The following is a 25,290-nucleotide window of genomic DNA, read 5'->3' as shown; positions in this document are numbered from 1 at the left end:
CGTCCCATTTGACCTTGTTGAGCCATTTGGCGCTGATGCTCATGCCAGCCTCATGGATATGTTCTGGTCTGCCATGAAGCGCTTGGCTTCCTGCACGGTGTGCTGGCCATAGTGGAAGATGCTGGCGGCCAGTACCGCGTCCGCCTTGCCCTTGGTGATGCCGTCGGCCAGGTCCTGCAGGCCGCCCACGCCACCGGAGGCGATCACGGGAATGCTGACCGCTTCCGAGACCGCGCGGGTCAGGTCGAGGTCGAAGCCGCTCTTGGTGCCATCGCGGTCCATGCTGGTGAGCAGGATCTCGCCGGCGCCCAGGCGCGCCATGTTGCGCGCCCACTCCACCGCATCCAGGCCGGTGGCCTTGCGACCGCCGTGGGTGTAGACCTCCCACTTGCCGTCACCGGCGCGCTTGGCGTCGATGGCCACCACGATACATTGCGAGCCGTACTTGCTGGCGGCATCGGCCACCAGTTGCGGATTGGTCACGGCGGAGGTATTGATGCCGACCTTGTCGGCGCCGGCGTTGAGCAGGCGACGCACATCCTCGACCGCGCGCACGCCACCACCCACCGTCAGGGGGATGAAGACCTGCGAGGCCACGGCTTCGATGATGTCCAGGATCAGGTCGCGGCCATCGGAAGAGGCCGTGATATCGAGGAAGGTCAGCTCGTCGGCGCCCTGGTCGTCATAGCGGCGGGCGATCTCGACGGGGTCGCCGGCATCGCGCAGTTCCAGGAAATTGACGCCCTTGACCACGCGACCAGCGGTCACGTCCAGGCAAGGGATGATGCGTTTTGCAAGGGCCATGTTAGTTGCTGCCGGACAGGCGGTTGGCTTCCAGTTCGCGCGTGAGTTCATCGGCGCGATCCTGGCCGCTGCGCAGGTCCAGCGTGCCTTCGTAGATGGAACGACCGCAGATGACGGCTTCGATGCCTTCATCCTCGACGCGGCACAGGGCTTCGACATCGCCCACGTGGTGCACGCCGCCGGAGGCGATGATGGGGATCGAGACCGCCTGCGCCAGGCGCACGGTGGCCTCGATGTTGACGCCGCCCATCATGCCGTCGCGGCCGATGTCGGTGTAGACGATGGCTTCGCAGCCATAGCCTTCGAACTTCTGCGCCAGGTCCACCACTTCGTGGCCGGACAGCTTACTCCAGCCATCGGTGGCGACCTTGCCGTCCTTGGCGTCCAGGCCGACGATGATCTGGCCGGGGAAGGCGCTGCAGGCGTCATGCAGGAAGCCGGGGTTCTTCACGGCAGCGGTGCCGATGATGATGTAGGACAGGCCGTCATCCAGGTAACGCTCGATGGTATCGAGGTCACGGATGCCGCCACCCAGCTGGACCGGGATTTCGTCGACTTCGTTTTCCTCGGCGAAACGGGCGACCGCCTTGAGGATGGCCTTCACCGCAGCCTCGTTCTTGGGCTTGCCGGCGAAAGCGCCGTTGAGGTCAACCAGGTGCAGGCGACGCGCGCCCTGCTTGAGCCAGTGCAGGGCCATTTCCGCCGGATCTTCGGAGAAAACGGTGGCTTGTTCCATATCACCTTGTTTGAGGCGTACGCAATGACCGTCTTTCAGGTCGATGGCGGGTATGAGCAGCATGGCTAGGGGATGACTAGTCAGTAAAAAAAGAAGGTTTGTCGAAGGCCGGCGGGCCAGTTCTTGCCTTAAAGGCAAAAATCAAGGGTTCCAGTGTACGAAATTCCGATACAGCTGCAAACCCGCCGAGGCACTTTTTTCCGGGTGGAACTGGGTTGCAAAGATATTATCGCGAGCCACGGCACAGGCGAAGTCGCGGCCATACGGGGTCTGTCCGACCACGTGGGCGCTGTCAGCCGGCACGGCGTAGTAGCTGTGGACAAAATAGAAGAAGGCGTTGTCGGCAATGCCTTCCCACAGGGGATGGCCGCCGGTCTGGTGCACATGGTTCCAGCCCATCTGCGGCACCTTGAACAGCGAACCGTCGTCCTGGCGCAGGCCTTCCAGTTCGAAGCGCACCACCTTGCCGGGCAGCAGGCCCAGGCCGGGCGTGTCGCCCTCCTCGCTCCAGTCGAACAGCATCTGTTCGCCCACGCACACGCCAAAGAGCGGCTTGGTGCGGGAGGCCTCGATCACCGCGTCCTGCACACCCGACTCGCGCAGGCTGCGCATGCAATCGGGCATGGCCCCCTGGCCGGGCAGGACCACGCGGTCGGCGGCGCGGATGTCGGCGACTTCGCCGGAGATGCGTACATCGGCTTCGGGCGCGACATGGCGCAGTGCCTGCGCCACCGAGCGCAGGTTGCCCATGCCGTAATCGACTACAACAATTTTATTCATGGCGAAAAATGACGGCGCTCGCGCACCGGGAAACCCAGATGAATTAGCAATACCCTGCGATTTACAGGCTGCCCTTGGTCGATGGAATCGTACCAGCAGCGCGTGCGTCGAGTTCGATGGCCATGCGCAATGCGCGGCCAAAAGCCTTGAACACGGTCTCGGCCTGGTGGTGGGCATTCACACCGCGCAGGTTGTCCACGTGCAGGGTTACCTGCGCATGGTTGACGAAACCATGGAAGAACTCGCTGGTCAGGTCCACATCGAAGGAACCGATCATCGAACGGGTAAAGGGAATATGGTATTCCAGGCCGGGACGGCCGGAGAAGTCGATCACCACGCGCGACAGCGCCTCGTCCAGAGGCACGTAGGCATGGCCGTAGCGGCGGATGCCCTTCTTGTCGCCGATGGCCTTGGCAAAGGCCATGCCCAGGGTGATGCCCACGTCTTCCACCGTATGGTGCGCGTCGATGTGCAGGTCGCCCTTGGCATGGATATCCAGGTCGATCAGGCCGTGGCGGGCGATCTGGTCCAGCATGTGGTCAAGGAAAGGCACGCCGGTATCCAGCTTTTGCTGGCCGGTGCCATCCAGATTGATCGCAACGCGAATCTGCGTTTCATTGGTGTTGCGGACGACTTCGGCGGTTCTCGGTGTAGACATGGTCGGGGTTGGACGGGGTTCTATCGTTCAGGTGATACGCGGAGCTTGTTTGCCTTGGCGTACTGCGATTGTTTACAACTCGTGCAGCGCCGCTTTCAACGCCGCCAGGAAGACGGCGTTTTCTTCGTCTGTACTGACGGTAATGCGCAAACAGTTTTGCAACAACATATGCATTCTACCGGCATTTTTCACAAGTACCTTACGTGCCAGCAAAGCGGCGAAGACTTTATCGGCATCCGGGACGCGGATCAGGATGAAATTGGCCGCCGACGGGAACACCTGCACCCCCGGCAATGCCGCCATCTCGTCGGCCAGTACCGTGCGGGCCACACGCAGCCGGGCGGCCTGGGCTTCCAGCACATCGACGTGCTCCAGCACGAACAGGGCGGCGGCCTCGGTGAGGACATTGACGTTGTAGGGCGGGCGCACCTTGTCCAATTCGCGCAACAGGGCCGGCGCGGCCGACAGGTAACCCAGGCGGATGCCCGCCAGGCCGAGCTTGGAAACGGTGCGCATGAGCACCAGGTTGTTGAACCTGGGCAACTCGCCCATCAGGGTCGCGGCGGCAAAGGGCTGGTAGGCCTCGTCCACCACCACCAGTCCATAGGGCGCGGCGGCCTCGACGATGCGCAGCACATCGGCAGCCTCGTAGAGCGTGCCGGTGGGGTTGTTGGGATAACCCAGCCAGGTGATGACGGGCTTGTGCGCCTCCATGGCGGCCAGCATGGCCGGCATGTCCAGGCTCAGGTCGGCGCGCAGCGGCACGCCCACATAGTCCAGCCCGGCACTCCTGGCCGAGATGCCATACATGACGAATCCAGGTTCGGGCGCCAGCACGGTGCGTCCCGGCAGGGCACAGGCCGTGGAAAGCATGGTGATCAGCTCATCCGAACCATTGCCCAGCAGCACGTCGTAGCCGTCCGGCACGCCCAGGTGCTGGCAGATGCTGGCCTTCAGGGCCGTGTAGGACGGCACCGGGTAACGGTTCAACTCGACCTCGCCCAGGCGCCGCCCCAGTTCCGCACGCAACTCCGGCGGCAGCAGATAGGGGTTTTCCATCGCATCGAGCTTGACCATGCCCTCGGCCGAGGGTACGTGATAGGACTGCCAGCCGCGCACCACGGGGCGGATCACGCGGGCAATCAGGTCTTCAGTCAGGTCGCTCATCTCAGGCTGGCTGGCGGAGGGGTTCATCGTCTTGGCTCTCGGGCGCCAGCGCATCGAGTCGCTGGCGGATCAGTTCGCAATAATCGGGATTGAGTTCGAAACCGGTGAAATGCCGTCCACAGCGGCGCGCCGCGACCGCCGTGGTACCGCTGCCCATGAAGGGATCCAGCACCACCCCGCCCGGCGGACAGGAAGCCTTGACCATGCGCTCCACCACTTCCAGCGGCTTTTGCGTGGGATGGTCGGCACGCTCCTTGTGCTCACGGTGCAGGCGCGAGACGCTCCACACATCCTTGGGGTTGTAGCCCATCTCCAGCCACTTGGCACCCACGAAGATGGAGCGCGAGCGCGCCTTCTTGGTCTGGGCATCGTAGGGAATGCGGATGGCATCGAGGTCGAAGAAATAGTCCTTGGCCCGCGCAAAGAAACCGATGGTGTCATGCACCGACGAATAGCGCCGGGTGCTGCCGCCCATGGAGGGGACGCGGCGATCCCAGATGATTTCATTGATCATGGTCATGCGCTGCTTGAGCATGACGAAGATCTCCGGCGAATTACGCCAGGTCAGGAAGATGTAGAGGCTGCCGTTGGGCTTCAACTTGGGCAGGGCGGCATCGATCCACTGCTCGGTCCAGGCCAGGTAGGCAGCCGTATCGAGCTTGTCGGAATCATTGCCGTAGTCCTTGCCCAACCCATAGGGCGGATCCGCGATGAGCAGGTCGATGCTGCCATCGGGGATGCGCGCCAGCCCGCCCACGGCGGCCAGTGCATCTTCGCAATGCACGCGGTCCAGCCAGCCGTCGCCTGCAGGGGAGTCGGTGGCTGCCGTCATGGTGTCATTTCAGTCGCAGTTCGGCCGAACGGGCGTGGGCCTGCAGGCCTTCGCCATAGGCCAGCTCGGCAGCGATCTTGCCCAGGGTCTGGGCGCCCTCTTCGGACACGCGGATCAGGCTGGAACGCTTCTGGAAGTCATACACGCCCAGCGGCGAGGAGAAGCGCGCCGTGCGCGAGGTCGGCAGCACGTGGTTGGGACCGGCGCAGTAGTCACCCAGCGATTCGGACGAGAAGCGGCCCAGGAACATGGCACCGGCATGGCGGATGCGGTCTGCCCATTGCTGCGGCTCCTGCGCGGAAATCTCCAGGTGCTCGGCGGCGATCATGTTGGCGATCTCGCAGGCTTCTTCCATGTCGCGCACCTTGACCAGGGCGCCACGGTCGGTCAGCGAGGTACGGATGACGTCCTTGCGCGGCATGTCTTCCAGCAGGCGGTTGATCGAGGCTTCGACCTGGGCGATGTAGCCGGCATCCGGGCACAGCAGGATGGATTGCGCCAGCTCGTCATGCTCGGCTTGCGAGAACAGGTCCATGGCGATCCAGTCGGGATCGGTGGCGCCATCGCAGATCACCAGGATTTCCGAGGGGCCGGCGATCATGTCGATGCCCACCACGCCGAACACGCGGCGCTTGGCAGCGGCCACATAGGCATTGCCGGGGCCGACGATCTTGTCCACCTGCGGGATAGTCGCGGTGCCGTAGGCCAGCGCGCCGACGGCTTGCGCACCGCCGATGGTGAAGACGCGGTCCACGCCGGCAATGGCGGCGGCAGCCAGCACCAGTTCATTCTTCACGCCGTCCGGCGTGGGCACGACCATGATGACTTCCTGCACGCCGGCCACCTTGGCGGGAATCGCATTCATCAGCACCGACGAGGGATAGGCAGCCTTGCCACCGGGCACATAGATGCCCACGCGATCCAGCGGCGTGACCTTCTGGCCCAGCTCGGTGCCATCGGCTTCGCGGTAGAGGAAACCGTCGGAGCCGCATTCCTTCTTCTGGCGCTCGTGATAGGCGCGCACGCGGTCGGCGGCGGTCTGCAGCGCATGACGACGTGCCGCGGGCAGGCCGTCCAGCGCCGCCTGCAGCGCCGCGTGGCCGATCTCCAGCGCAGCTACCGAGTCGGCCTGCACGCGGTCGAAGCGTTGGGTGAATTCCAGCACGGCGGCGTCGCCGCGCGCCTTGACCTCGGCCAGGATGCCGGCGGCGGCACGGTCGATGGCCTCATCCTCGCTGGCCTCGAAGGCCAGCACGGCCGAGAGTTGCTCACGGAAGCCGGGAACGGCGGAATCGAGTTTTCGGATGGCAATGCTCATGGTCTCACCTGCTATGCGACAGTATCGTTGAATCGGTCAGCTACTTGGACGACGGGGATTACTTGGCCCGGGAAGCCTTCTCGAAGGCATCGAGAATCGGCTGCAGGCGTTCGCGCTTCAACTTCAGCGCGGCCTGGTTCACCACCAGGCGCGAGGAGATATCGATAATGTGCTCGACTTCCACCAGCTTGTTGGCACGCAGCGTCCCACCGGTGCTGACCAGGTCAACGATGGCATCGGACAGGCCCACCAGCGGGCCCAGTTCCATCGAGCCATACAGCTTGATCAGGTCGACGTGCACACCCTTGGCGGCGAAGTGCTCGCGCGCGGTCTTGACGTACTTGGTCACCACGCGCAGGCGCGCACCCTGGCGCACCGCATTGGCGTAGTCGAAACCTTCCTGCACCGCCACCGACAGGCGGCACTTGGCGATGTTCAGGTCGATGGGCTGGTACAGGCCTTCGCCGCCGTGTTCCAGCAGCACATCCTTGCCGGCCACGCCGAAGTCGGCCGCGCCGTATTGCACATAGGTCGGCACGTCCGAGGCGCGCACGATGATCACGCGCACGGCCGGGTCATTGGTCGGCAGGATCAGCTTGCGCGAGGATTCCGGATCCTCGGTCACGGTGATGCCGGCCGCCTTGAGCAGCGGCAGGGTCTCTTCGAAAATGCGGCCCTTGGAGAGCGCCAGCGTCAGTTGTTGGGTCATGATGTCTGCTTTTCTGGATTCCGGAAACTTACTTGATGCGCTGGATATCGGCACCGATGGCCGACAGCTTGGCTTCCATGCGGTCGTAGCCACGGTCGAGGTGGTAGATGCGTTCCACCACCGTCTCGCCCTGCGCGGCCAGGCCGGCGATCACCAGCGAGGCCGAGGCGCGCAGGTCGGTGGCCATCACCGGCGCGCCGATGAACTTGTCCACACCGGTGACGATGGCGGTGTTGCCCTCCACATCGATAGCCGCGCCCAGGCGATTCAATTCCTGCACGTGCATGAAGCGGTTCTCGAAGATGGTCTCGGTGACATGGCTGGTGCCTTCGGCGATGCAGTTCATCGCCATGAACTGCGCCTGCATGTCAGTCGGGAAGCCCGGGTATTCGGTGGTACGGAAGCTGATCGCCTTGGGACGACGCGCCATCTGGATGCGGATCCAGTCCTCGCCCGAGGTGAGGATGGCGCCAGCGTCGCGCAGCTTGTCCAGCGCGGCATCGAGCAGGCCGGCGCGGGTGCGGCGCAGGGTCACGTCGCCACCGGCAGCAGCCACCGCGCACAGGAAGGTACCGGTCTCGATGCGGTCAGCGATGACTTCATGGGACGCGCCATGCAACTTCTCCACACCCTGGATCACCAGGCGGTCGGTACCGATGCCCTCGATCTTCGCGCCCATCTTCACCAGCAGGTGGGCCAGGTCGCCCACTTCGGGTTCGCGCGCGGCGTTTTCCAGCACGGTCTCGCCGTCAGCCAGGACCGCTGCCATCAGCAGGTTCTCGGTGCCGGTGACGGTGATCATGTCGGTGACGATGCGCGCGCCCTTCAGACGCTTGGCCTTGGCATGGATGTAGCCGCCCTCGATATGGATGTCGGCGCCCATGGCCTGCAAGCCCTTGATGTGCTGGTCCACCGGACGCGAACCGATGGCGCAGCCACCCGGCAGCGACACCTTGGCCTGGCCGAAGCGCGCCAGCAGCGGCCCCAGCACCAGGATCGAGGCGCGCATGGTCTTGACCAGCTCATAGGGGGCTTCCGGCCGGGTGATGTCGTTGCCGTTGAGCACCACTTCATCACCGTTCTCCTGCACGCGCAGGCCCATCTGCTTCATCAGCTTGGTGATGGTGACCACGTCCTGCAGATGCGGGACATTGCTCAGGCGCAGGTCGTCGGCCGTCAAGAGGCCCGCGCACAGGATCGGCAGGGCTGCATTCTTGGCGCCGGAAATGGTGACCTCGCCGGAGAGGCGACGGCCGCCACGGATCAAAAGCTTGTCCATCGTCTTGCCTTATTTCTGGAATTCTTCAGGGGTCAGGGTCTTCATCGACAGCGCGTGGATTTCCTCGCGCATGCGGTCGCCCAGCGCCGCATAGACCAGCTGGTGACGCTGGATCAGGCGCTTGCCGGCGAATGCCTCGGCAACGATGACGGCGGTGAAGTGCTGGCCATCGCCCTCCACTTCGAGATGCTGGCAATCGAGGCCGGCGGCGATATAGCTTTTGACGAGTTCAGGTGTGGGTAGCATGGTGAGGCTCTTCACGGAAAAGGGGACGGGCGGCTGGCTCAATGGGATCCTGCGCGCAGCTTGTAGCCGCTCTTGAGCATGCGCACGGCCAGGGTAGACAGCGCCACGAAGAACACGGCGACGATACCGAGGCTGGTCATGGGAGCAATGTCGGACTGGCCGAAGAAGCCGTAGCGAAAGCCGTCGATCATATAAAAAAACGGGTTGAAATGCGATACCGCCTGCCAGAACGGGGGCAGCGAGTGTATCGAATAGAACACGCCGGCCAGGAAAGTCAGCGGCACGATCAGGAAATTCTGGAACGCCGCCAGCTGGTCGAACTTCTCGGCCCAGATGCCGGCGATCAAGCCCATGGTGCCCAGGATGCCCGCGCCCAAGAGGGCAAACACCAGGATCCACAGGGGTGCGACGAAGTCCAGGTGACCGAACCAGGCCGTCACCACGAACACGCCGGCGCCCACCATCAGGCCGCGCACCACGGCAGCCAGCACGTAGCCGCCGAACAATTCCCAGTGCGACAACGGCGTCAGCAGCACGAACACCAGGTTGCCGGTGATCTTGGACTGGATCAGCGAGGAGGAGCTATTGGCAAAGGCATTCTGCAACACGCTCATCATCACCAGGCCCGGCACCAGGAAACCGGTGTAGTTCACGCCCGGATAGACCTGCACGCGATCCTGCAGCACATGGCCGAAGATCAGCAGGTACAGCAAGGCGGTGACGATGGGCGCGGTGATGGTCTGGGTGGCGACCTTCCAGAAGCGCAGGATTTCCTTGTAGAAAAGGGTACGGAAACCGATCATTTTTCATCTCCCATGATCTGGATGAAGACGTCTTCCAGGTCGGCCTGCTGCAACTGCAGATCATCGATCTCGGCGCCCGAGGCGCGCAGCGTGGCCAGGATGGGTTCGACTTCCTTGTAGTCATTGACGCGCAGGGTGTACTTGCGCGCGGCATTGTCAGCCAGCAATTCTTCGGGATGCGTGACCAGTGCCTTCAAGCCATCCGGCAGGCTGCCCTGCTTCAGGCGCAACACCATCTGCGAGCCGGAAATGCGGCGGATCAGGGCATCGGTCGAATCCAGCGCCACGACCTTGCCGAACTTCAACATGGCGATGCGGTTGCACAGGGCTTGCGCTTCTTCCAGGTAGTGCGTGGTCAGCACGATGGTATGGCCTTCGCGGTTCAGGCGCCCGATGAACTGCCAAAGGGTCTGGCGCAATTCCACGTCCACCCCGGCGGTCGGTTCATCCAGCACGATCACCGGCGGCTTGTGCACCAGTGCCTGGGCCACCAGCACGCGCCGCTTCATGCCGCCCGAGAGCGCGCGCATGTTGGTATCGGCCTTGTTGGTGAGGTCGAGGTTTTCCATGACCTCGTCGATCCACTTGTCGTTGTTGGTCAGGCCGAAATAGCCGGACTGCATGCGCAGCGTCTCGCGCACCGTGAAGAAGGGATCGAACACCAGCTCCTGCGGCACCACGCCCAGGTTCATGCGGGCGGCGCGATAGTCGCTCACCACGTCGTGACCATGGATGGTGACCGAGCCGGAGTCGGCCCGATTGAGACCGGCGATGATGGAGATCAGCGTGGTCTTGCCGGCGCCATTGGGGCCGAGCAGGCCGAAGAATTCGCCTTCTTCGATCGCCAGCGAGACGCCACCCAGTGCCTGCAGCGACTGGTAGCGCTTCTTGATGTCTTTGATGTGCAGAGCGGCCATTGCCTCGCCCATTCGATACGTTACTTGCCAGAAAGAAATAAGGAAGCAGGAAATCCCCCAGGAGATTCGCTGTCACCTCGCCCTGGCCCCGCTGCCCTCCCTGCGTCCTTGGCGGACCGGTCATGACGAGGCCGTGTTGTCGTTGTTGCTATCGAAGATAGCGGTCGGTTTTGCCCGGCCGGTGAGAGGCCGCGTTCAAGGGAGGAAGTCCGGTGCACGAGGCCGCAAGCGGCCTGCAAAAACCTTCGATTATAGGGGAATTCGATTTTCCGGGCCGCCAAAGCAGGAAAGCCCTGGCCGGAAAGTGGAGACCGGATCAGTGATGTCGGTCGGTCGCGGAGGTGGGTGCAGCAATGCCTTGCAACAAGGCGGACACGCCATACAGCTCGGCCAGGCTCTGCAGATTGGCCGGCAAGGCGCCGAAGTCCAGCGCCGCGCCGCGTGCGGCGGCGGCGCGACGCCAGGCCAGCAGTGTCGCCACGGCCGAGGAGTCGACCACGGTCACCTCGCTGACATCGATGCTGGCCTGGCCGCTGGCGATGGCCGAGAGGCCGTCGCGCAGGACTGTGCTGGCATTGGTGAAGGTCAGCGAGGCGCCGGGCTTGAACATGAGGCTCTTTCGGATCGGATCAGCGGATCAAAAAACGGGCTTACTTCTTGCCGCTGGCGCGCGAGGCCAGCTGCTGGTTCTTGTCGGTCAGCGCCTTGATCAGGCCGTCGATGCCGCCCTTGTTGATCTCGTTGGCGAAGGTGCCCTTGTAGGCTTCCACCAGCCAGGCGCCCAGCACGTTGACGTCATACAGCTTCCAGCCGTCGGCCTTCTTTTCCAGGCGATAGCTCAGCTGGATCGGGTCACCACCACGGGCCGAGATGACCTGGGAGTTGACTTCCACTTCGGTGTCGCCAGGAGCGGCGCGCAGCGGCTTGAATTCGATCTTCTGGTCACGCACCTGCGACAGCGCGCCCGAGTAGGTGAACACCAGCAGGCTGCGGAACTGGGTGATCAGCTGCTTTTGCTGCTCAGGAGTGGCCTGGCGCCAGAAGCGGCCAGCCGCCAGCTGGGTCATGCGTTCGAAGTCGACGTAGGGCAGGATCTTCTGCTCGACCAGTTGCATGATGCGGCCGTTGTTGCCGGACTGGATATCCTTGTCGGCCTTGGCCGTGTCCAGAACTTCGGAGCTGATGCGCTTGACCAGCGCATCCGGGGCTTCCTGAGCCGAAGCGGCGCCCGAGAAGGCCAGCGCGGGAGCGGCGAGTGCGGCGATAGCAAAGAATTTGGTGAGCATCTTCATAAGTCGTTTTCCATTCGAGTCAGCAGAAGGTACCGGTGCAGCGCAGCGCGCACCCGGCATGTCCTTCGAAACCCGCTTAGCAGCGGGGTTCCCGCGCCGTCACAGATGGGCACAGGTGTTACAGATGAGGCAGGTAGAACAAGTGGAGCAGATCCGGCATTTTTCAAGATCGCTGTGCGCATCCCGACGACAAGCGCGCAGCGATCCAGCGACGATCATCAGGGCTTGATGGCGTCTTCCTTGCGCTCGCGACCGGCACCAGCGCCATCGATCTGGCTCTGGCGACGTTGCACATAGGCATCGCGCACGAAGTCGTACTTGTCCAGCGCGGCGTCTTCCAGCAGGGTCGAGGCATCCAGCAACTGGGCGCGGCGGTCGACGATACGGACCACCGTGCCGACGTTGCGCCAGCGGGTCGGACGCTTGTAGGTCCAGACGTCGCCATAGAAGTCGATCGGCAGGCCGGCGGTGTCACGCACCGTGGACGGGCCGAAGAACGGCAGCACCACGTACGGACCGGAGCCGACGCCCCACTTGCCCAGGGTCTGGCCGAAGTCGGATTTCTCGCGCGGCAGGCGGGCTTCGGTTGCCACGTCCAGCACGCCACCCAGACCGAAGGTGGTGTTGATGGCCACGCGCATGAAGGTCGAGACGCCCTGCTCGATACGGCCCTGCAGCAGCTGGTTGATGGACGACCAGATATCGCCCAGGTTGCCGAAGAAGTTGCCCACGCCATGCTGGACCGGGGTCGGCACGACGGTGTCGTAGGCTTGTGCTGCCGGCTTCAGGGCCACCTTGTCGACGGTGTCGTTGAAGCTGAACATGGCACGGTTGAAGCCTTCCAGCGGATCGTTGGGATTGTTGGTGCTGGCGCAGCCGGTCAGGGCTGCCGCCGCCAGGGCGAAGGCGCCGAGACGGGCCGCGTTGCCGGTATTGATGGTCTTCTTATTCATTTGGAATCATCCTTTCCCTCTGCCGCCTTGCTGTAGAGGAACTGACCGATCAGGTTCTCCAGCACGATCGCGGATTGTGTCATCTTAATCGTATCGCCCGCGGCCAGGTTAGCGGTATCGCCACCCGGCTCGAGGCCAATGTATTGTTCACCCAACAGACCCGACGTGAGGATCTTGGCCGAGCTGTCCTTGGGGAATTTGTAGCCCGCATCCATGTTCAGCGCGACCACGGCACGGAAGGTCTGGTCATCGAAGCGGATCGAGTCCACGCGACCCACCACCACGCCCGCGCTCTTGACGGCCGCACGCGACTTCAGGCCGCCGATATTGTCGAAGCTGGCCTTGATGACATAGGTCTTCTGGCCAAAGGACATCGAGCTCATGTTGCCGGCCTTGAGCGCCAGGAACGCCAGTGCTGCCACACCCAGCAGCACGAAGATTCCAACCCAGGCATCCAGTGATTTACGTTGCATAGTCCTTTCCTTCTTGTTCGTCGTCGCGCCAAGCACTGGCGCCTTGCTCTCTATCGTTATCGGGGTCTTGCGGTGGCCGCCGTCCGGCCCATCAGCTGAACATCAGCGCCGTCAGCAGGAAGTCCAGGCCCAGCACCATCAGCGAAGCGATCACCACGGTACGGGTCGTGGCACGGGCCACGCCCTCCGGCGTCGGCTTGGCCTCGTAGCCCTGGAACAGCGCCACGAAGGTCACGGCCACGCCGAAGACGATGCTCTTCAACACGCCATTGGCGATATCGGCCCACACATCCACGCCGCCCTGCATCTGCGACCAGAATGCGCCTTCGTCCACACCGATCAGCAGCACGCCGACCACATAGCCGCCGATCACGCCCACGGCGCTGAAGATGGCCGCCAGTACCGGCATGGCGATCACGCCCGCCCAGAAGCGCGGTGCCACCACGCGCTGCAGCGGATTGACCGCCATCATTTCCATGGCCGACAACTGCTCGCCAGCCTTCATCAGGCCGATCTCGGCGGTCAGCGACGTACCGGCGCGCCCGGCGAAGAGCAACGCGGTCACCACCGGGCCCAGTTCGCGCGTCAGCGACAGGGCCACCAGCAAGCCCAGGGCCTGCTCGGAACCATATTTGTTCAAGGTGTAGTAACCCTGCAGGCCCAGCACGAAGCCCACGAACAGGCCCGACACCGCAATGATCACCAGCGAGTAATTACCGATGAAGTGGATCTGGTCGGTGATCAGGCGCGGACGGCGCAACAGGCCCAGCGAGGAACCCAACACGCTGACGAACATGCGCGCCGCAAAGCCTACGCCCACGGCGAATTCACGGATGCTGCGACCCAGGCCACTGAGGAAATTGACAATCATGCCTGGCCTCCCAGTCCCAGGTCCTCGGCCAGCGACTTGCCGGGATAGTGGAACGGCACCGGGCCATCGGCCTGGGCATGGACGAACTGCTTCACGTAGGGATCGGAAGACTCGCGCATCTCCTGCGGCGACCCCTGGGCGACGATCTTGCCGGCCGACAGGAAGTACACGTAATCGGCGATGGCAAAGGATTCGTTGACATCGTGCGACACCAGGATGGAGGTCGAACCCAGCGCATCATTGAGGCGACGGATCAGGTTGGCCGTCACGCCCATGGAAATCGGATCGAGGCCGGCGAAGGGCTCGTCATACATGATCAGTGCCGGATCCAGGGCGATCGCCCGCGCCAGCGCCACGCGTCGCGCCATGCCGCCGGAGATCTCGGCCGGCTTCAGGGCCGCGGCATTGCGCAGGCCCACGGCGTTGAGCTTCATCAGCACCAGGTCGCGGATCAGCGTGTCGTCCAGGTCGGTATGTTCGCGCAGCGGGAAGGCCACGTTATCGAACACCGTCATATCGGTGAACAAGGCGCCGTTCTGGAACAGCATGCCCATCTTGCGGCGCAACAGATAAAGCTGTTTCGTGGCCAGCTCGGGCACGTTCTCGCCATCCACTTCCACCTTGCCCTGCTGCGGCTGCAGCTGCCCGCCGATCAGGCGCAGGATGGTGGTCTTGCCGGAACCGGAACCGCCCATGACCGCCACCACCTTTCCGCGCGGGAAATCCATATGCAGACCGGTCAGGATAGGCCGGTCGCCATAGCGGAAATGCAGATCGCGGATTTCTACGATATTAGGCAAAGGGATTCTTTGAGTTCTTTGGAAAACCGACATTGTAGAGCAAATTTTACAAATCGCTTTCAAGAAGGCAATACAGCGTGTAAATGACCCCGGCTGAACCGCCCCGTTCTTTACAGTTTGCCAGCATCTTCACCGAAGATGCCAACTATTGCCGCCAACCAACTTGCTGACGACTGAGTCAGTTATATATTGCAGATTTCAGAAAATTCTCATTGCGTGGCATGTACGCAACGGTTTGTCAGGGAACCAAAACAAACGATACGCATCGTCTCACAAAACGTATCCGGAAACACCACACAACGCATGCTGCAACGCAAACGATAGGGCGTGGCCGCGCGGCTTGCTACAATGTCGGTTTTGCTTTCGGAAGAATCTGACATGAGCCTCAAATGCGGCATCGTGGGTCTGCCCAACGTTGGTAAGTCCACCCTTTTCAACGCGCTGACCAAGGCGGGCATCGCCGCCGAGAACTACCCGTTCTGCACCATCGAGCCCAACGTGGGCATCGTGGAAGTGCCCGATCCGCGCCTGAAGGCCCTGGCCGAGATCGTCAAGCCCGAGCGCATCCTGCCGGCCACTGTCGAATTCGTCGACATCGCCGGCCTGGTGGCAGGCGCCTCCAAGGGTGAAGGCCTGGGCAACCAGTTCCTGTCGCACATCCGCGAGACCGACGCCATCGTCAACGTGGTGCGCTGCTTCGAAGATCCGAACGTGATCCACGTCGCCGGCCGCGTGAGCCCGCTGGACGACATCGCCGTGATCCAGACCGAACTGGCCTTAGCCGACATGGGCACGGTCGAGAAGGCCATCCACCGCGAGCAAAAGAAAGCCCGTTCCGGTGACAAGGACGCAGCCAAGCTGGTGGCCCTGCTGGAGCGCATCATGCCGGCGCTGGACGAAGCCAAGCCGGTGCGCGCGCTGGGCCTGGACGCCGAAGAAATGCTGCTGATCAAACCGCTGTGCCTGATCACCGCCAAGCCGGCCATGTACGTGGCCAACGTATCGGATAGCGGCTTCACCGACAACCCGCTGCTGGATCAGCTGACCGGCTACGCCAAGGAACAGAACGCCCCCATCGTGGCCATCTGCGCCGCCATCGAAGCCGAGATCGCCGACCTGGACGACGCCGACAAGGTCGACTTCCTGGCCGACATGGGCATGGAAGAGCCGGGCCTGGACCGCCTGATCCGCGCCGCCTTCAAGCTGCTGGGTCTGCAGACCTACTTCACCGCAGGCGTGAAGGAAGTGCGCGCCTGGACAGTCCCCATCGGCGCCACCGGCCCGCAAGCCGCCGGCGTGATCCACACCGACTTCGAGCGCGGCTTCATCCGCGCGCAGACCATCGCCTTCGAGGATTACATCGCCTGCAAGGGTGAGACCGGCGCCAAGGAAGCGGGCAAGATGCGGGCGGAAGGCAAGGAGTATGTGGTCAAGGATGGGGATGTGATGAATTTCTTGTTCAACGTCTAACCAAGAAGTAAGGTTCAGACGAATTCAATCGAATTCAAAATACCCTTCCAACCCCGCTAACTAGCGGGGTTTTTTGTTTTATTTGATTTAGTGCAATTCATTGCCAACCACTCCCAAGGTGGGTATCTTAGTGGGTATACATTAACCCCCATCTCCGAAAAAATAGGGTATAGCCCTTTTCATACAACTGTGCTGACAGATACCAAGTGCCGAACCGCCAAGATTCAAGAAAAGGCCTATAAGCTGGCCGACGGCAATAATCTATATCTTGAGGTTAAAACGAATGGCGTGAAGGCTTGGCGCTATCGTTTCAAGCTTGCCCGTGAGGGCGAAATCAAAGAAAGCATGTTCGCGATAGGCGAATACGCCGTGTCCCCACCTGGTGAAACTACTGAGGCAGCTTTCGCTCGGCGCGCGGGAGGTAGATTCACTCTTGCAGAAGCTCGTGAAGAAAGAGTAAAGGCACGGGACTTGGTCAAACAAGGCATCAATCCCGCACATCATCGTCAGATGGAGCGATTGAAACGCGAACAAGAAGGCATAAATACATTTGAGGTAGTTGCTCGAGAGTGGGTTGCTCTTAAAAGTTGGGAACCAACAACCAAGAAGCGCCGACTCGATATGCTGAGTCGGGTTGTTTTCAAAAAAATTGGTTCACTTCCGTTAAGGCAAATTACTTCGGCACACATCTTGAATGTGCTGAACACGGCCGCCAAGGAGAATGGGCCTAGCGTTGCCGCAGAGGCAAAGCGGTCAATGTCGGCGGTATTTGAGCTTGCCGTCGCGACTCTCCGGGCCGACACAGATCCGACGTATCCGGTGCGCAAAGCGCTCCCCCCAAACAAGACTCAACACAAGCGCCCTCTCGATTCAGAAGAGGTTGGCCAACTTCTTCTCGATTTCAGTCGTCACGGCGGCAAATTCGAAACAGTGTGCGCTTTCTGGCTAATGTGGTGGACACTTTGCCGTCCTAGTGAGGCAGTAGAGGCGAAATGGGCCGAGTTTAACCTTGAAGCAGCCATATGGCGTATTCCTGCGGCACGCATGAAGATGCGCAAAGATCACGTCATTCCGCTCCCATCTCAAGCAGTCGAAATGCTACGAACCTTGCACGGAGTTACTGGCCGCTACGACCAGGTCTTTCCCAACAGAGATGATCGTAGCAAGCCCATGTCCAGTGCCTCGTTCCGCCAAGCATTGCTAAGTCTAGGCTGGGCCGGCAAATATAGTCCTCATGCAACCCGGACCACGGGTAGCACCCTTCTTAACGGAATGGGCTACGCATCCGACTGGATCGAACGTCAACTTGCACATACAGAGCCGAATGCTGTCCGCCGCACCTACAATCACGCTCAATACTTGAACGAGCGCACTAAGATGATGCAGCACTGGGCGGATACGCTTCTGATCTGGCAAGAAAAACAATCGAATGGAGCACCACTAGAAAATCATGGCAGGTAGAGTTTTTTTCAGGGCGGGACAGAGACACTCTTCGCGCTCGGGACACAAGACGGGACTATCAGGACTTCGCGAGGAGCTCAGTCGCTTTTTTCTCCGCCCAATTAGCGAAGTAGACCTGGATATTTTGGTAGATGCATTAGCCATTGCCAATATGGAGAATTCCGCTCAAACGGGCCATGATCGACCGAACCGGAAAGATGCGCTGGCACAGCTCAAGGCTATGACTCGCACAAAAGATGACGATAAGCTGATCCATGCACTCCGCGGATGTGATCGTATGACGTTTGAAGCCATTCAATGGTGCCATGCGGAGATCATCAATGAAATTGTGCTCCAAGCTCATCATTTCGTTGACGTACATGGACACATACATCAGTTCGCCCCCCAAATCGAGCTATATGGGGAACACCATAAACAAAGCAACATCCTCCCCTATTTGCCGATGGGCATTGCAGGGATTCGCAAAGCAATAAACTTTGCCCTCCAGTCCATTGACAGTGATACACCACTACCCGGAGCAACTCATCTGCCTAGTTTTCGTATTCATCCAACTAGTCAGGCAGGAAATCTCAAGAAGACATATCAGACTAAACTCGCCATGACATGTGTGTCTATGTGGGCGGGTTATGGGCGGCCCGATCAGCGCAAGCCTTGGCAAAGTCCTGGAACAGGCAATCAATCTGCCATTGTGAACTTCACTGGAATGATTTTCTCGTTCGCCGGAATGCATCTTTCACATTCTCGCCTAGTCACGCTTCTGAGAGGCGCCCGCATAGAACGATCTCAAGAATTACGTGATCGCAGGAATGCCCGCAAAGGAATATCAAAGTAGCCCAATTAAAGAATGTGACCGGATTCCGGACATATCAGATAGTTCGCCTCATCCAAATTTGATGAAAGTGAACAAAAATGACTGTCCTGAACGCTATGCCTGAAAGCGGCTTACTCCGCGAAAAACAAATCATCGGGGATCTTCGCCGCGGCATTCCTCCCATTATTCCTGTGAGCCACACTACCTGGTGGAATTGGGTCAAAAGTGGCCGCGTTCCTCAGCCGATTAGGCTCGGACCAAAGACCGTATGCTGGAGAGTCGAAGATATTCGTAAGCTCATCGAACAAGCTTGATCGAGACAGCAATGCAAGAACCACCTTACCCAGCTGAGACAAAAGCAGGAGGATTCAGGCTTGAGCTCGATTGCGATCGACTTTTTCAGTCTGATACCTGGGCACTCGCCAACCCTCAGCAACGTCCGATTCTACTGATGTTGCTTGCCATTGCATGGACACAAAAGCCCTGCGGATCACTACCAGGCGAAGATTTACTCATCTCGGCCCGCCTCGGACAATCTCTCTCAGAATTCCAGGAGCATAGCCCCGTTTTGTTGCGAGGCTGGATAAAGGCAACTGACGGGCGCCTCTATCATCCAGTAATGACGGACCTCGTTCTAGGAATGATCGACCGCAAACTCGGCGCCACCCAACGCAAACAAGCGCAACGCGTACGCGAGCGAACAGCGCTCGGTCAAGCCGCCGACATTATTTCCAATGGGACTCACGCAAATGTCACGCGTGACATACGAGTGACGGACAACACTACCACTATCACGAACACGAACATGAACACGAAAGTACCAATTTCTACCGAAATTGGTAATCCCCCCTCAAAGCCGATTAGCTCATCCTCACCTCCCCAACGAGAAGAGAAAAGAGGGCCGAACCGAGGCTCGCGTCTCCTAGTTGACTGGCAGTTGCCTAATGAATGGGAAAAGTGGGCAATGGAGCACCAACAGACATGGACGGTAGAACATGTGTCCGCCGAAGCAGACAAGTTCCGTGACTACTGGGTAGCCAAGTCTGGAAAGGACGCAACCAAGCTGGACTGGTTCGCCACTTGGCGCAACTGGGTACGCAATGCGGCAGCCCTAAAGACTGTCGGCGGTCATGGCGCCTGGTGGGCATCAGATGCCGCCAAGCTGGTCAAGGCCAACGAGGTGGGAGTCGGGCCAGCTCGGCCAGGCGAGCATGACAGCGCCTGGGAGGCGAGAATCCGGGAGGCCATCGACAACGGCGGCCGCCGACCGGCGCGCATACCATCGTCGTCAGCGCCAGTCATCCGCGAATCAATCGAGCAGATTGAACGCGACAACTCTGGCAGCGTGCTGAAGGATGCTGCGCTGGCTCAGCTCAAGGCCATCACGGGCGCGAGGAGTGGAGACATTCGACGCACCCACTGACCATATCTCCGACTCGCCTTCCGCATGTACAGGTGACAGTGCGCCAAGTTGAGCAGTAGGAGCATGTCGGGGACGCTGAACGGCGATATCAGCAATCGGTGCCGCAAGTAGACACTCTTGAAAAAGCCCGCGTGGGCTTTTTCACAATCAAATCTAGGTCGATTCGGCGAGCTGGATGGAAACCTGATGATCGTTATTCGTCATAAAGTCGACGATCCAAGCGAACTTAGGCGAATCAGACGTCCGGGGATCGGTCCCTTCTTCAAATTCCAGGGTGATAGCAACATGTTTCCAGAGGAGTTTTCGCAAGAAATCCAGGATCCCTGCCAACTCTTTCGGCATTCCGTCATATGCTTTTCTCTGTTCATTCAGTCGATGTACAAAATCAGAAACAAGCGGATTCTGAGCATGTAGAAAGCCCCCTGCGCGCTTGTAGAACTCAATAAGACGCGCGTGATTCACTTCAATATCCTTGCGATCAAAGTGAAATATTCCTAGTGCCGTTTGTGTAGGCTCGTCTCGCACGGGGATGGGTAATACATGCGGACTTATTTCCACGAGTCGTTTCAGGATCTCGCTCGCCTTCCAATCACTTGTGGGAGAGCCCTTAGCACGTGGATTCTCGGCCTGCTGTATCAAGTGTAGTGCTGAATAACGCCCACGCTCTCTAGTCATTGCCCCGAAGGTAATGCTCTCGACTATTCGACGAATTTGCAAAAGGCAAAATTCCGCATCAAGACTGCCATAGCCGCTAATCGGCGTTTTGCTGGCCACAATCTTCTCGGCCGTCAATAGACGGATTTTGGCATCCACCATATAGGTATGATAGATGTGATGCGGTTCTATTGAAGTATCCATCTTATCTCCCCCATTTATATCTTGATCATCCCGCCCGGATTCCTCCATTTTTCGGGGTCGCGAAGGTTTCGGGCTCTTTCCCAAGTGGAAATCCCACAATGTAGGCAACCTCCGCCGGCATAGATTTGCCGTCGCCCATTCCAAAGCGCACGGCCATACGGCGTTGGGCATACCGTAGCGACATTCCAAGGGAGCGCAGAGAGTCAATCTTTCCTTGCATCTCGTCATACACGTCGAATTTATCCACTTGAGTATAGAGATCGTAGCTGTCGCGATATTCTCTGAAATAGTCGATGAGGCCAGCCAGTACCTGATCCAGCTCTCGAGGTACGTCATAGGCTGCCTCGAAGAGATCCATCGAACATGTTTCAGCCAGCTGCGCTAACTGCTTCCCGGTGGTCAAAGGCAATGCCGTCAACGTGACATGTTCGCGATCAAATTTCTCCTTTTGGGCAGCCAGCTCCTCGGGACTTGGAATTAAGAAGGGCTTATTGAGGCCATCAATATCTTCAAACTCAAAAGCACACGCGAGCGCTCGGCGAGTGTCTATGCTGCTGGGCTCTCCTTGCTCAATGCGCTGCACTGTTCGTACACTCAGCCCCGAGATTTCCGCCAACTGCTCCTGAGACCACTGTCGGACCTCACGGAAAAACTTGATACATACAGCTAATTCTTCGGGCGACAGCATCCGGGCTTGAGTCGTTTGTTCAGCAGTGTTCATTCAGACCTCCATATGGTGTGTTCGATGCCTGAAGTATGGTGGCGTCCCTGGACAGGCAACACGACAGGAACCCGACACCGCTCTGACATGCCTGCTTAGCCTGTGCCATCGTAGCCTTGATCCGCTGCAATTGGCAAAAAGCCACAGCATCTTGTCTTGACTCTATATTTCAATAATAATTGAATTATTGAATAAAGGGAGCAATAGGCATGGAAACCAAAGCGGTCATCGTCGCCTTGGCGGCACTGGCACAGGAGTCTCGTCTGGCCATCTTCCGACACTTGGTACAGATTGGTCCCGAAGGCGCTGCCGCCAGCAAGATAGGCGAAGCCCTTGATATCGCCCCGTCCTCGCTGTCTTTCCACATGAAGGAATTGGCACACGCGGACCTGGTAACTTCGCGCCACGAAGGTCGGTATGTGATCTATTCGGCCAATTTCGCAGCGATGAACAATGTGCTTGGGTTCCTCACTGAGAACTGCTGCGGCGGCAACCCGTGTTCGCCCGTCAAGACCTGCAATCCGCCAGTCCGCACTGAAGCCTGACGGGTGCCATTGATGCTTGCTGCCACCACTACCTTCTTCATCACCCTGGTATTTGTCATCTGGCAGCCCAAGGGACTCGGCATCGGGTGGAGCGCCTGTGCCGGCGCTGCGGTGGCCTTGGCCAGTGGCGCCATCCATTTGTCGGATATTCCGCTGGTGTGGCATATCGTGTGGAACGCGACCGCCACCTTTATCGCCATCATCATCACGAGCCTGCTACTGGACAAGGCCGGTTTCTTCGAATGGGCAGCACTGCACGTTTCCCGGTGGGGCGGCGGCCGAGGACGGTTGTTGTTCGTCCTGTTGATCCTGTTCGGCGCGGCCGTATCCGGTGTCTTCGCCAATGACGGTGCTGCATTGATCCTGACGCCGATCGTCATCGCTATGCTGCAGGCGTTGCGCTTCTCGCCGCAGGCCACGTTGGCGTTCGTCATGGCCGCGGGGTTCATCGCAGACACTGCCAGCCTGCCGCTGGTGGTCTCCAACCTGGTCAACATTGTTTCTGCCGACTATTTCAAGCTGGGATTTTCCCGTTATGCCAGTGTCATGCTCCCGGTGAACTTGGCCTCTATGGGCATGACCTTATTGATGCTCTATGCATTCTTCCGCAAGGACATCCCTGTCAGGTACGACGTCACACAGTTAGCGCTGCCGTCGACGGCCATACGAGATCGTGCGACGTTTGCGGCCGGCTGGTGGGTGCTAGGCCTACTCCTGCTGGGATTCTTCTGGCTGGAGGGGCTAGGTGTGCCGATTAGCGTGGTTGCCACCGCCGGCGCAGCTATCCTCCTAGTGGTCGCGGCTCGGGGACATGTCATTCCGACCCGGGACGTCATTGCAGGTGCCCCGTGGCAGATCGTGTTCTTCTCCCTCGGCATGTACCTGGTGGTCTACGGTCTGCGTAACGCGGGCCTGACAGATCACCTTACGCTGGTTCTTAACGTCCTAGCCGCTCAGGGGGTGTTGGCAGCAGCGCTGGGGACCGGTGTGCTGACGGCGATCCTCTCCTCAATCATGAACAACATGCCGACGGTGCTGGTGGGCGCACTGGCCATCGATGCTACGACCGTGCAGGGTGTAGTGCGCGAAGCGATGGTCTATGCCAACGTCATTGGTTGCGACTTGGGGCCAAAGATCACGCCAATCGGTAGCCTCGCAACCCTGCTCTGGCTGCACGTGCTGGATAAGAAGCAAGTCCACATCTCATGGGGCTACTACTTCCGTGTCGGTGCGATGCTCACGCTGCCGGTGCTGGTGGTCACCCTAACGGCTCTGGCCCTTAGGCTTCAATAACGCCTTCACGAACAAAGGAATGACATGACCAAGATCTATCACAACCCCGCCTGCGGCACCTCCCGCAATACCCTGGCCATGATCCGCAATAGCGGAGATGAGCCAACCGTCATCGAATATCTGCAGCACCCGCCCAGCCGCGGCGAATTGGCCAAGATGATCCTGGACGCTGGCCTGACTGTGCGCGAAGCAATCCGCCAGAAGGGTACGCCTTACGCCGAGTTCAGTCTAGACGACATCGCGCTGAGCGACGAGCAGTTGCTTGACGCCATGATGGAGCATCCCATCCTAATCAATCGTCCTTTCGTCGTAACCACCAAGGGCACACGCCTGTGCCGTCCGTCAGAGCTGGTTCTGGATATTCTCGAAAAGCCCCAGCAAGGCGCTTTCACAAAGGAAGACGGCGAAGTTGTAATCAATGCGGAGGGACAACGTGTCGCGCCAGCTAACTGAGCTGCCTAACATCGATGCCAGCCAATTCAGAGTGCCGGCGGCAGCAGACTTCGCAGGAATTGGCTCTTCGACCCATCCTCCGCGGTTCCTTCTGTTGTACGGTTCTGTCCGTGAACGCTCCTACAGCCGACTGTTGACAATGGAAGCGGCCTGCTTGCTGGAGGCGATGGGCGGCGAGGTTAAGATATTCGACCCACGCGGCTTGCCGCTACCAGACAGCGAGCCGGAAACACATCCGAAGGTCGTCGAACTACGTGAATTGGCGAATTGGTCCGAAGGAATGGTGTGGAGCTCACCGGAGCGCCACGGCGCCATGACCGGCATCATGAAGGCCCAGATCGACTGGATCCCGCTTTCCCAGGGAGCCATTCGTCCTACTCAAGGTAAGACTTTGGCCGTTATGGAGGTATCGGGAGGCTCGCAGTCCTTCAATGCCGTCAATCAGATGCGCGTGCTTGGACGCTGGATGCGGATGCTTACCATCCCAAACCAATCATCCGTGGCCAAGGCTTATCAGGAGTTTGACGATGCCGGCAGGATGAAACCATCTCCTTACTATGAAAGAGTGGTTGACGTGATGGAGGAATTGTTCAAGTTCACCCTGCTCACCAGGGATGTCTCATCGTTTTTAACCGACCGATATAGCGAACGTCGTGAGACCGCAACCGCACTGGCTACACGTATGAACCAACAGAAGCTCTAGTCTTTCTTCCGCCCCAGCAGTGGGATGACGAATATCTTTGCACAGGGAGGAGCTATGTACGTCTATTTCGACCACAACGTCCTGATTGATGCAAACCATGCTCGGCTTGAGGAAAACTGGGGCGTGTGGCACGAGCTTCAGTCGAAACTTGCACACCTATCTGCAAGAGCAGTGCTCTCGGCATGGCACATGGTGGAGAACGCCAAGGCTCGTGATGATCGGGAGCGCCGATCCTACAGCGCCATGATTACCGAGTTACAGCCACTCTTTCTCAGTAATAACAATTTTGTGAAGCAGAATGAGTTAGTTCGTTATCTCTTTAATGCCGGTGCATGGATGGAAGATGGAGAAGAGCGGTCGCCATTTCACGATAGCCTAGCCGGAATGTGGACCACTTATGGCGGCCCAGTTTTCATTGGCGAACAGTTTGGTGAGTTTGTTGAGCAACTTGCCGCTGATCCTCAACTGCGGGCACAGATCATGACGCCTCTAGCCGAAGCGCCAGAGTTGGTAAGGGCCGCGCGCGAGGCGATTCAGGAAGATCCCGGTTTGATTGGCGCCGAAGCCATCGTCAATCGAAAGTGGCTGTTTGATCATTTGCCAGAAAGAGACCGGCAAGGCCGATTTATACCATTGGCATATAGAGAGTCCGCGGCGCGCTTTGCCGCCGAGTCGATTGGACGGGTATTGGAATCCTGTCCAACGATATTGGCCGACGATCTTCGCTATAGAAAAGCTTTGCTCACAAACAATAGAATTGATGCAAATGACGCTGCCGACACTCAACACGTGATCTTGCCAGTTGTTCACTGCGACCTGATCGTTACACGTGACCGCCGCCTGCGTCGTTTTATCAACGAAGCCGGATTGAGGTGCAGAGCAGTGGAATCACTTGACGCTGTTTAGCCAGAAGT

Annotated in this window: 29 protein-coding genes; 9 read left to right on the top strand and 20 right to left on the bottom strand. The window is 59.6% G+C overall.

Annotated elements, in window-relative coordinates; genetic code table 11:
- Positions 1–39 precede the first annotated feature (39 nt).
- The 18 genes from hisF to ACIPHN_RS14655 form a co-directional block, all read right to left on the bottom strand.
- Positions 40–804, bottom strand: a complete 765-nt coding sequence (gene hisF, locus ACIPHN_RS14740; protein ID WP_400437326.1) for an imidazole glycerol phosphate synthase subunit HisF — start codon at positions 802–804, stop codon at positions 40–42.
- Between the two features lies 1 nt (position 805).
- Entirely contained in the window at positions 806–1,603 is a 798-nt protein-coding gene (gene hisA, locus ACIPHN_RS14735; protein WP_400437324.1) for a 1-(5-phosphoribosyl)-5-[(5-phosphoribosylamino)methylideneamino]imidazole-4-carboxamide isomerase, read from the bottom strand.
- Positions 1,604–1,681: 78 nt separating this feature from the next.
- Complete coding sequence (gene hisH / locus ACIPHN_RS14730; protein ID WP_400437323.1) at positions 1,682–2,320, bottom strand: imidazole glycerol phosphate synthase subunit HisH; 639 nt, start codon at positions 2,318–2,320, stop codon at positions 1,682–1,684.
- Between the two features lie 61 nt (positions 2,321–2,381).
- Complete coding sequence (gene hisB / locus ACIPHN_RS14725) at positions 2,382–2,978, bottom strand: imidazoleglycerol-phosphate dehydratase HisB (RefSeq protein ID WP_400437321.1); 597 nt, start codon at positions 2,976–2,978, stop codon at positions 2,382–2,384.
- Positions 2,979–3,050: 72 nt separating this feature from the next.
- Positions 3,051–4,172, bottom strand: coding sequence for a histidinol-phosphate transaminase (gene hisC, locus ACIPHN_RS14720; RefSeq protein ID WP_400437319.1), 1,122 nt, complete (start codon positions 4,170–4,172; stop codon positions 3,051–3,053).
- Positions 4,147–4,977: a DNA-methyltransferase gene (locus tag ACIPHN_RS14715; RefSeq protein ID WP_400437318.1), complete on the bottom strand. Its 831-nt coding sequence runs from the start codon at positions 4,975–4,977 to the stop codon at positions 4,147–4,149. Before ACIPHN_RS14715 ends, hisC begins: the two co-directional genes overlap by 26 nt.
- Before the next feature lie 4 nt (positions 4,978–4,981).
- On the bottom strand, positions 4,982–6,295 hold the full coding sequence (hisD, locus tag ACIPHN_RS14710; protein WP_400437317.1) for a histidinol dehydrogenase: 1,314 nt from the start codon (positions 6,293–6,295) through the stop codon (positions 4,982–4,984).
- A 58-nt stretch (positions 6,296–6,353) separates the two neighbouring features.
- Positions 6,354–7,004, bottom strand: coding sequence for an ATP phosphoribosyltransferase (hisG, locus tag ACIPHN_RS14705; RefSeq protein WP_400437315.1), 651 nt, complete (start codon positions 7,002–7,004; stop codon positions 6,354–6,356).
- Between the two features lie 28 nt (positions 7,005–7,032).
- Positions 7,033–8,283: a UDP-N-acetylglucosamine 1-carboxyvinyltransferase gene (murA, locus tag ACIPHN_RS14700; RefSeq protein WP_400437313.1), complete on the bottom strand. Its 1,251-nt coding sequence runs from the start codon at positions 8,281–8,283 to the stop codon at positions 7,033–7,035.
- A 9-nt stretch (positions 8,284–8,292) separates the two neighbouring features.
- Positions 8,293–8,529, bottom strand: coding sequence for a BolA family protein (locus ACIPHN_RS14695; RefSeq protein ID WP_017453768.1), 237 nt, complete (start codon positions 8,527–8,529; stop codon positions 8,293–8,295).
- Positions 8,530–8,567: 38 nt separating this feature from the next.
- Entirely contained in the window at positions 8,568–9,332 is a 765-nt protein-coding gene (locus ACIPHN_RS14690) for an ABC transporter permease (protein WP_400437311.1), read from the bottom strand.
- Positions 9,329–10,249, bottom strand: coding sequence for an ABC transporter ATP-binding protein (locus ACIPHN_RS14685; protein WP_400437309.1), 921 nt, complete (start codon positions 10,247–10,249; stop codon positions 9,329–9,331). The genes ACIPHN_RS14690 and ACIPHN_RS14685 overlap by 4 nt, the downstream gene beginning before the upstream one ends.
- A 316-nt stretch (positions 10,250–10,565) precedes the next feature.
- A complete protein-coding gene (locus tag ACIPHN_RS14680) occupies positions 10,566–10,859 on the bottom strand; it encodes a lipid asymmetry maintenance protein MlaB (RefSeq protein ID WP_400437307.1) in 294 nt (97 codons plus the stop codon).
- A 40-nt stretch (positions 10,860–10,899) separates the two neighbouring features.
- Positions 10,900–11,541: a phospholipid-binding protein MlaC gene (locus ACIPHN_RS14675; protein ID WP_400437305.1), complete on the bottom strand. Its 642-nt coding sequence runs from the start codon at positions 11,539–11,541 to the stop codon at positions 10,900–10,902.
- Between the two features lie 218 nt (positions 11,542–11,759).
- Positions 11,760–12,494 (bottom strand): VacJ family lipoprotein, encoded by a 735-nt coding sequence (locus tag ACIPHN_RS14670; protein WP_400437303.1) that lies wholly within the window; start codon positions 12,492–12,494, stop codon positions 11,760–11,762.
- Positions 12,491–12,967 carry an outer membrane lipid asymmetry maintenance protein MlaD gene (mlaD, locus tag ACIPHN_RS14665; RefSeq protein WP_400437301.1) on the bottom strand — a complete coding sequence of 159 codons (477 nt, stop codon included), beginning with the start codon at positions 12,965–12,967 and terminating at the stop codon, positions 12,491–12,493. Before mlaD ends, ACIPHN_RS14670 begins: the two co-directional genes overlap by 4 nt.
- A 91-nt stretch (positions 12,968–13,058) precedes the next feature.
- Entirely contained in the window at positions 13,059–13,838 is a 780-nt protein-coding gene (mlaE, locus tag ACIPHN_RS14660; RefSeq protein ID WP_400437299.1) for a lipid asymmetry maintenance ABC transporter permease subunit MlaE, read from the bottom strand.
- A complete protein-coding gene (locus ACIPHN_RS14655; protein ID WP_400437298.1) occupies positions 13,835–14,638 on the bottom strand; it encodes an ABC transporter ATP-binding protein in 804 nt (267 codons plus the stop codon). The genes mlaE and ACIPHN_RS14655 overlap by 4 nt, the downstream gene beginning before the upstream one ends.
- 378 nt (positions 14,639–15,016) lie before the next feature.
- On the opposite strand from ACIPHN_RS14655, the gene ychF reads away from it, so the two are divergent.
- From ychF to ACIPHN_RS14635, 4 genes are all read left to right on the top strand, one after another.
- Entirely contained in the window at positions 15,017–16,108 is a 1,092-nt protein-coding gene (ychF, locus tag ACIPHN_RS14650) for a redox-regulated ATPase YchF (RefSeq protein ID WP_400437296.1), read from the top strand.
- 189 nt (positions 16,109–16,297) lie between these two features.
- Positions 16,298–17,569: a tyrosine-type recombinase/integrase gene (locus ACIPHN_RS14645; protein ID WP_400437294.1), complete on the top strand. Its 1,272-nt coding sequence runs from the start codon at positions 16,298–16,300 to the stop codon at positions 17,567–17,569.
- Positions 17,559–18,401 (top strand): hypothetical protein, encoded by an 843-nt coding sequence (locus ACIPHN_RS14640; RefSeq protein WP_400437293.1) that lies wholly within the window; start codon positions 17,559–17,561, stop codon positions 18,399–18,401. Before ACIPHN_RS14645 ends, ACIPHN_RS14640 begins: the two co-directional genes overlap by 11 nt.
- 304 nt (positions 18,402–18,705) lie before the next feature.
- Positions 18,706–19,803 carry a hypothetical protein gene (locus tag ACIPHN_RS14635; RefSeq protein WP_400437291.1) on the top strand — a complete coding sequence of 366 codons (1,098 nt, stop codon included), beginning with the start codon at positions 18,706–18,708 and terminating at the stop codon, positions 19,801–19,803.
- Positions 19,804–19,956: 153 nt separating this feature from the next.
- Here the strand turns inward: ACIPHN_RS14635 and ACIPHN_RS14630 are convergent, their stop codons facing one another.
- Positions 19,957–20,661 (bottom strand): hypothetical protein, encoded by a 705-nt coding sequence (locus tag ACIPHN_RS14630; RefSeq protein ID WP_400437290.1) that lies wholly within the window; start codon positions 20,659–20,661, stop codon positions 19,957–19,959.
- A gap of 25 nt (positions 20,662–20,686) precedes the next feature.
- Positions 20,687–21,382: a helix-turn-helix domain-containing protein gene (locus ACIPHN_RS14625; RefSeq protein WP_400437288.1), complete on the bottom strand. Its 696-nt coding sequence runs from the start codon at positions 21,380–21,382 to the stop codon at positions 20,687–20,689.
- Positions 21,383–21,591: 209 nt separating this feature from the next.
- Between ACIPHN_RS14625 and ACIPHN_RS14620 the strand changes: the two genes are divergently transcribed.
- From ACIPHN_RS14620 to ACIPHN_RS14600, 5 genes are read left to right on the top strand one after another with little or no spacing between them, the layout of a single operon-like run.
- Positions 21,592–21,927, top strand: coding sequence for an ArsR/SmtB family transcription factor (locus tag ACIPHN_RS14620; RefSeq protein ID WP_400437286.1), 336 nt, complete (start codon positions 21,592–21,594; stop codon positions 21,925–21,927).
- A 12-nt stretch (positions 21,928–21,939) separates the two neighbouring features.
- The gene (locus ACIPHN_RS14615; protein ID WP_400437285.1) at positions 21,940–23,220 is read left to right on the top strand and encodes an arsenic transporter; all 1,281 of its coding nucleotides are present in this window, start codon (positions 21,940–21,942) and stop codon (positions 23,218–23,220) included.
- A gap of 24 nt (positions 23,221–23,244) precedes the next feature.
- The gene (gene arsC, locus ACIPHN_RS14610; protein ID WP_400437283.1) at positions 23,245–23,673 is read left to right on the top strand and encodes an arsenate reductase (glutaredoxin); all 429 of its coding nucleotides are present in this window, start codon (positions 23,245–23,247) and stop codon (positions 23,671–23,673) included.
- Positions 23,639–24,376, top strand: coding sequence for an arsenical resistance protein ArsH (arsH, locus tag ACIPHN_RS14605; RefSeq protein ID WP_400437281.1), 738 nt, complete (start codon positions 23,639–23,641; stop codon positions 24,374–24,376). The genes arsC and arsH overlap by 35 nt, the downstream gene beginning before the upstream one ends.
- A 24-nt stretch (positions 24,377–24,400) precedes the next feature.
- A complete protein-coding gene (locus ACIPHN_RS14600) occupies positions 24,401–25,282 on the top strand; it encodes a hypothetical protein (RefSeq protein WP_400437279.1) in 882 nt (293 codons plus the stop codon).
- Positions 25,283–25,290 lie beyond the last annotated feature (8 nt).

This window comes from Herbaspirillum sp. NPDC087042 (genome assembly GCF_044745245.1).
Lineage (GTDB): Bacteria > Pseudomonadota > Gammaproteobacteria > Burkholderiales > Burkholderiaceae_D > Herbaspirillum.
The sequence above is the reverse complement of the archived record's forward strand: the minus strand, read 5'-3'. Positions and strand labels throughout refer to the sequence as shown.

What these genes read in the sequence shown, in the direction of transcription:
- ACIPHN_RS14715 (WP_400437318.1), bottom strand. Translation starts at nt 4,977, where the DNA reads ATGACGGCAGCCACCGACTCCCCTGCAGGCGACGGCTGGCTGGACCGC.
- hisA (WP_400437324.1), bottom strand. Translation starts at nt 1,603, where the DNA reads ATGCTGCTCATACCCGCCATCGACCTGAAAGACGGTCATTGCGTACGC.
- hisF (WP_400437326.1), bottom strand. Translation starts at nt 804, where the DNA reads ATGGCCCTTGCAAAACGCATCATCCCTTGCCTGGACGTGACCGCTGGT.
- ACIPHN_RS14695 (WP_017453768.1), bottom strand. Translation starts at nt 8,529, where the DNA reads ATGCTACCCACACCTGAACTCGTCAAAAGCTATATCGCCGCCGGCCTC.
- ACIPHN_RS14690 (WP_400437311.1), bottom strand. Translation starts at nt 9,332, where the DNA reads ATGATCGGTTTCCGTACCCTTTTCTACAAGGAAATCCTGCGCTTCTGG.
- hisH (WP_400437323.1), bottom strand. Translation starts at nt 2,320, where the DNA reads ATGAATAAAATTGTTGTAGTCGATTACGGCATGGGCAACCTGCGCTCG.
- ACIPHN_RS14625 (WP_400437288.1), bottom strand. Translation starts at nt 21,382, where the DNA reads ATGAACACTGCTGAACAAACGACTCAAGCCCGGATGCTGTCGCCCGAA.
- ACIPHN_RS14615 (WP_400437285.1), top strand. Translation starts at nt 21,940, where the DNA reads ATGCTTGCTGCCACCACTACCTTCTTCATCACCCTGGTATTTGTCATC.
- mlaE (WP_400437299.1), bottom strand. Translation starts at nt 13,838, where the DNA reads ATGATTGTCAATTTCCTCAGTGGCCTGGGTCGCAGCATCCGTGAATTC.
- ACIPHN_RS14630 (WP_400437290.1), bottom strand. Translation starts at nt 20,661, where the DNA reads ATGGATACTTCAATAGAACCGCATCACATCTATCATACCTATATGGTG.
- hisD (WP_400437317.1), bottom strand. Translation starts at nt 6,295, where the DNA reads ATGAGCATTGCCATCCGAAAACTCGATTCCGCCGTTCCCGGCTTCCGT.
- ychF (WP_400437296.1), top strand. Translation starts at nt 15,017, where the DNA reads ATGAGCCTCAAATGCGGCATCGTGGGTCTGCCCAACGTTGGTAAGTCC.
- ACIPHN_RS14640 (WP_400437293.1), top strand. Translation starts at nt 17,559, where the DNA reads ATGGCAGGTAGAGTTTTTTTCAGGGCGGGACAGAGACACTCTTCGCGC.
- ACIPHN_RS14635 (WP_400437291.1), top strand. Translation starts at nt 18,706, where the DNA reads ATGCAAGAACCACCTTACCCAGCTGAGACAAAAGCAGGAGGATTCAGG.
- arsC (WP_400437283.1), top strand. Translation starts at nt 23,245, where the DNA reads ATGACCAAGATCTATCACAACCCCGCCTGCGGCACCTCCCGCAATACC.
- arsH (WP_400437281.1), top strand. Translation starts at nt 23,639, where the DNA reads ATGCGGAGGGACAACGTGTCGCGCCAGCTAACTGAGCTGCCTAACATC.
- ACIPHN_RS14675 (WP_400437305.1), bottom strand. Translation starts at nt 11,541, where the DNA reads ATGAAGATGCTCACCAAATTCTTTGCTATCGCCGCACTCGCCGCTCCC.
- hisG (WP_400437315.1), bottom strand. Translation starts at nt 7,004, where the DNA reads ATGACCCAACAACTGACGCTGGCGCTCTCCAAGGGCCGCATTTTCGAA.
- mlaD (WP_400437301.1), bottom strand. Translation starts at nt 12,967, where the DNA reads ATGCAACGTAAATCACTGGATGCCTGGGTTGGAATCTTCGTGCTGCTG.
- ACIPHN_RS14670 (WP_400437303.1), bottom strand. Translation starts at nt 12,494, where the DNA reads ATGAATAAGAAGACCATCAATACCGGCAACGCGGCCCGTCTCGGCGCC.
- hisB (WP_400437321.1), bottom strand. Translation starts at nt 2,978, where the DNA reads ATGTCTACACCGAGAACCGCCGAAGTCGTCCGCAACACCAATGAAACG.
- ACIPHN_RS14620 (WP_400437286.1), top strand. Translation starts at nt 21,592, where the DNA reads ATGGAAACCAAAGCGGTCATCGTCGCCTTGGCGGCACTGGCACAGGAG.
- ACIPHN_RS14600 (WP_400437279.1), top strand. Translation starts at nt 24,401, where the DNA reads ATGACGAATATCTTTGCACAGGGAGGAGCTATGTACGTCTATTTCGAC.
- murA (WP_400437313.1), bottom strand. Translation starts at nt 8,283, where the DNA reads ATGGACAAGCTTTTGATCCGTGGCGGCCGTCGCCTCTCCGGCGAGGTC.
- ACIPHN_RS14685 (WP_400437309.1), bottom strand. Translation starts at nt 10,249, where the DNA reads ATGGCCGCTCTGCACATCAAAGACATCAAGAAGCGCTACCAGTCGCTG.
- hisC (WP_400437319.1), bottom strand. Translation starts at nt 4,172, where the DNA reads ATGAACCCCTCCGCCAGCCAGCCTGAGATGAGCGACCTGACTGAAGAC.
- ACIPHN_RS14680 (WP_400437307.1), bottom strand. Translation starts at nt 10,859, where the DNA reads ATGTTCAAGCCCGGCGCCTCGCTGACCTTCACCAATGCCAGCACAGTC.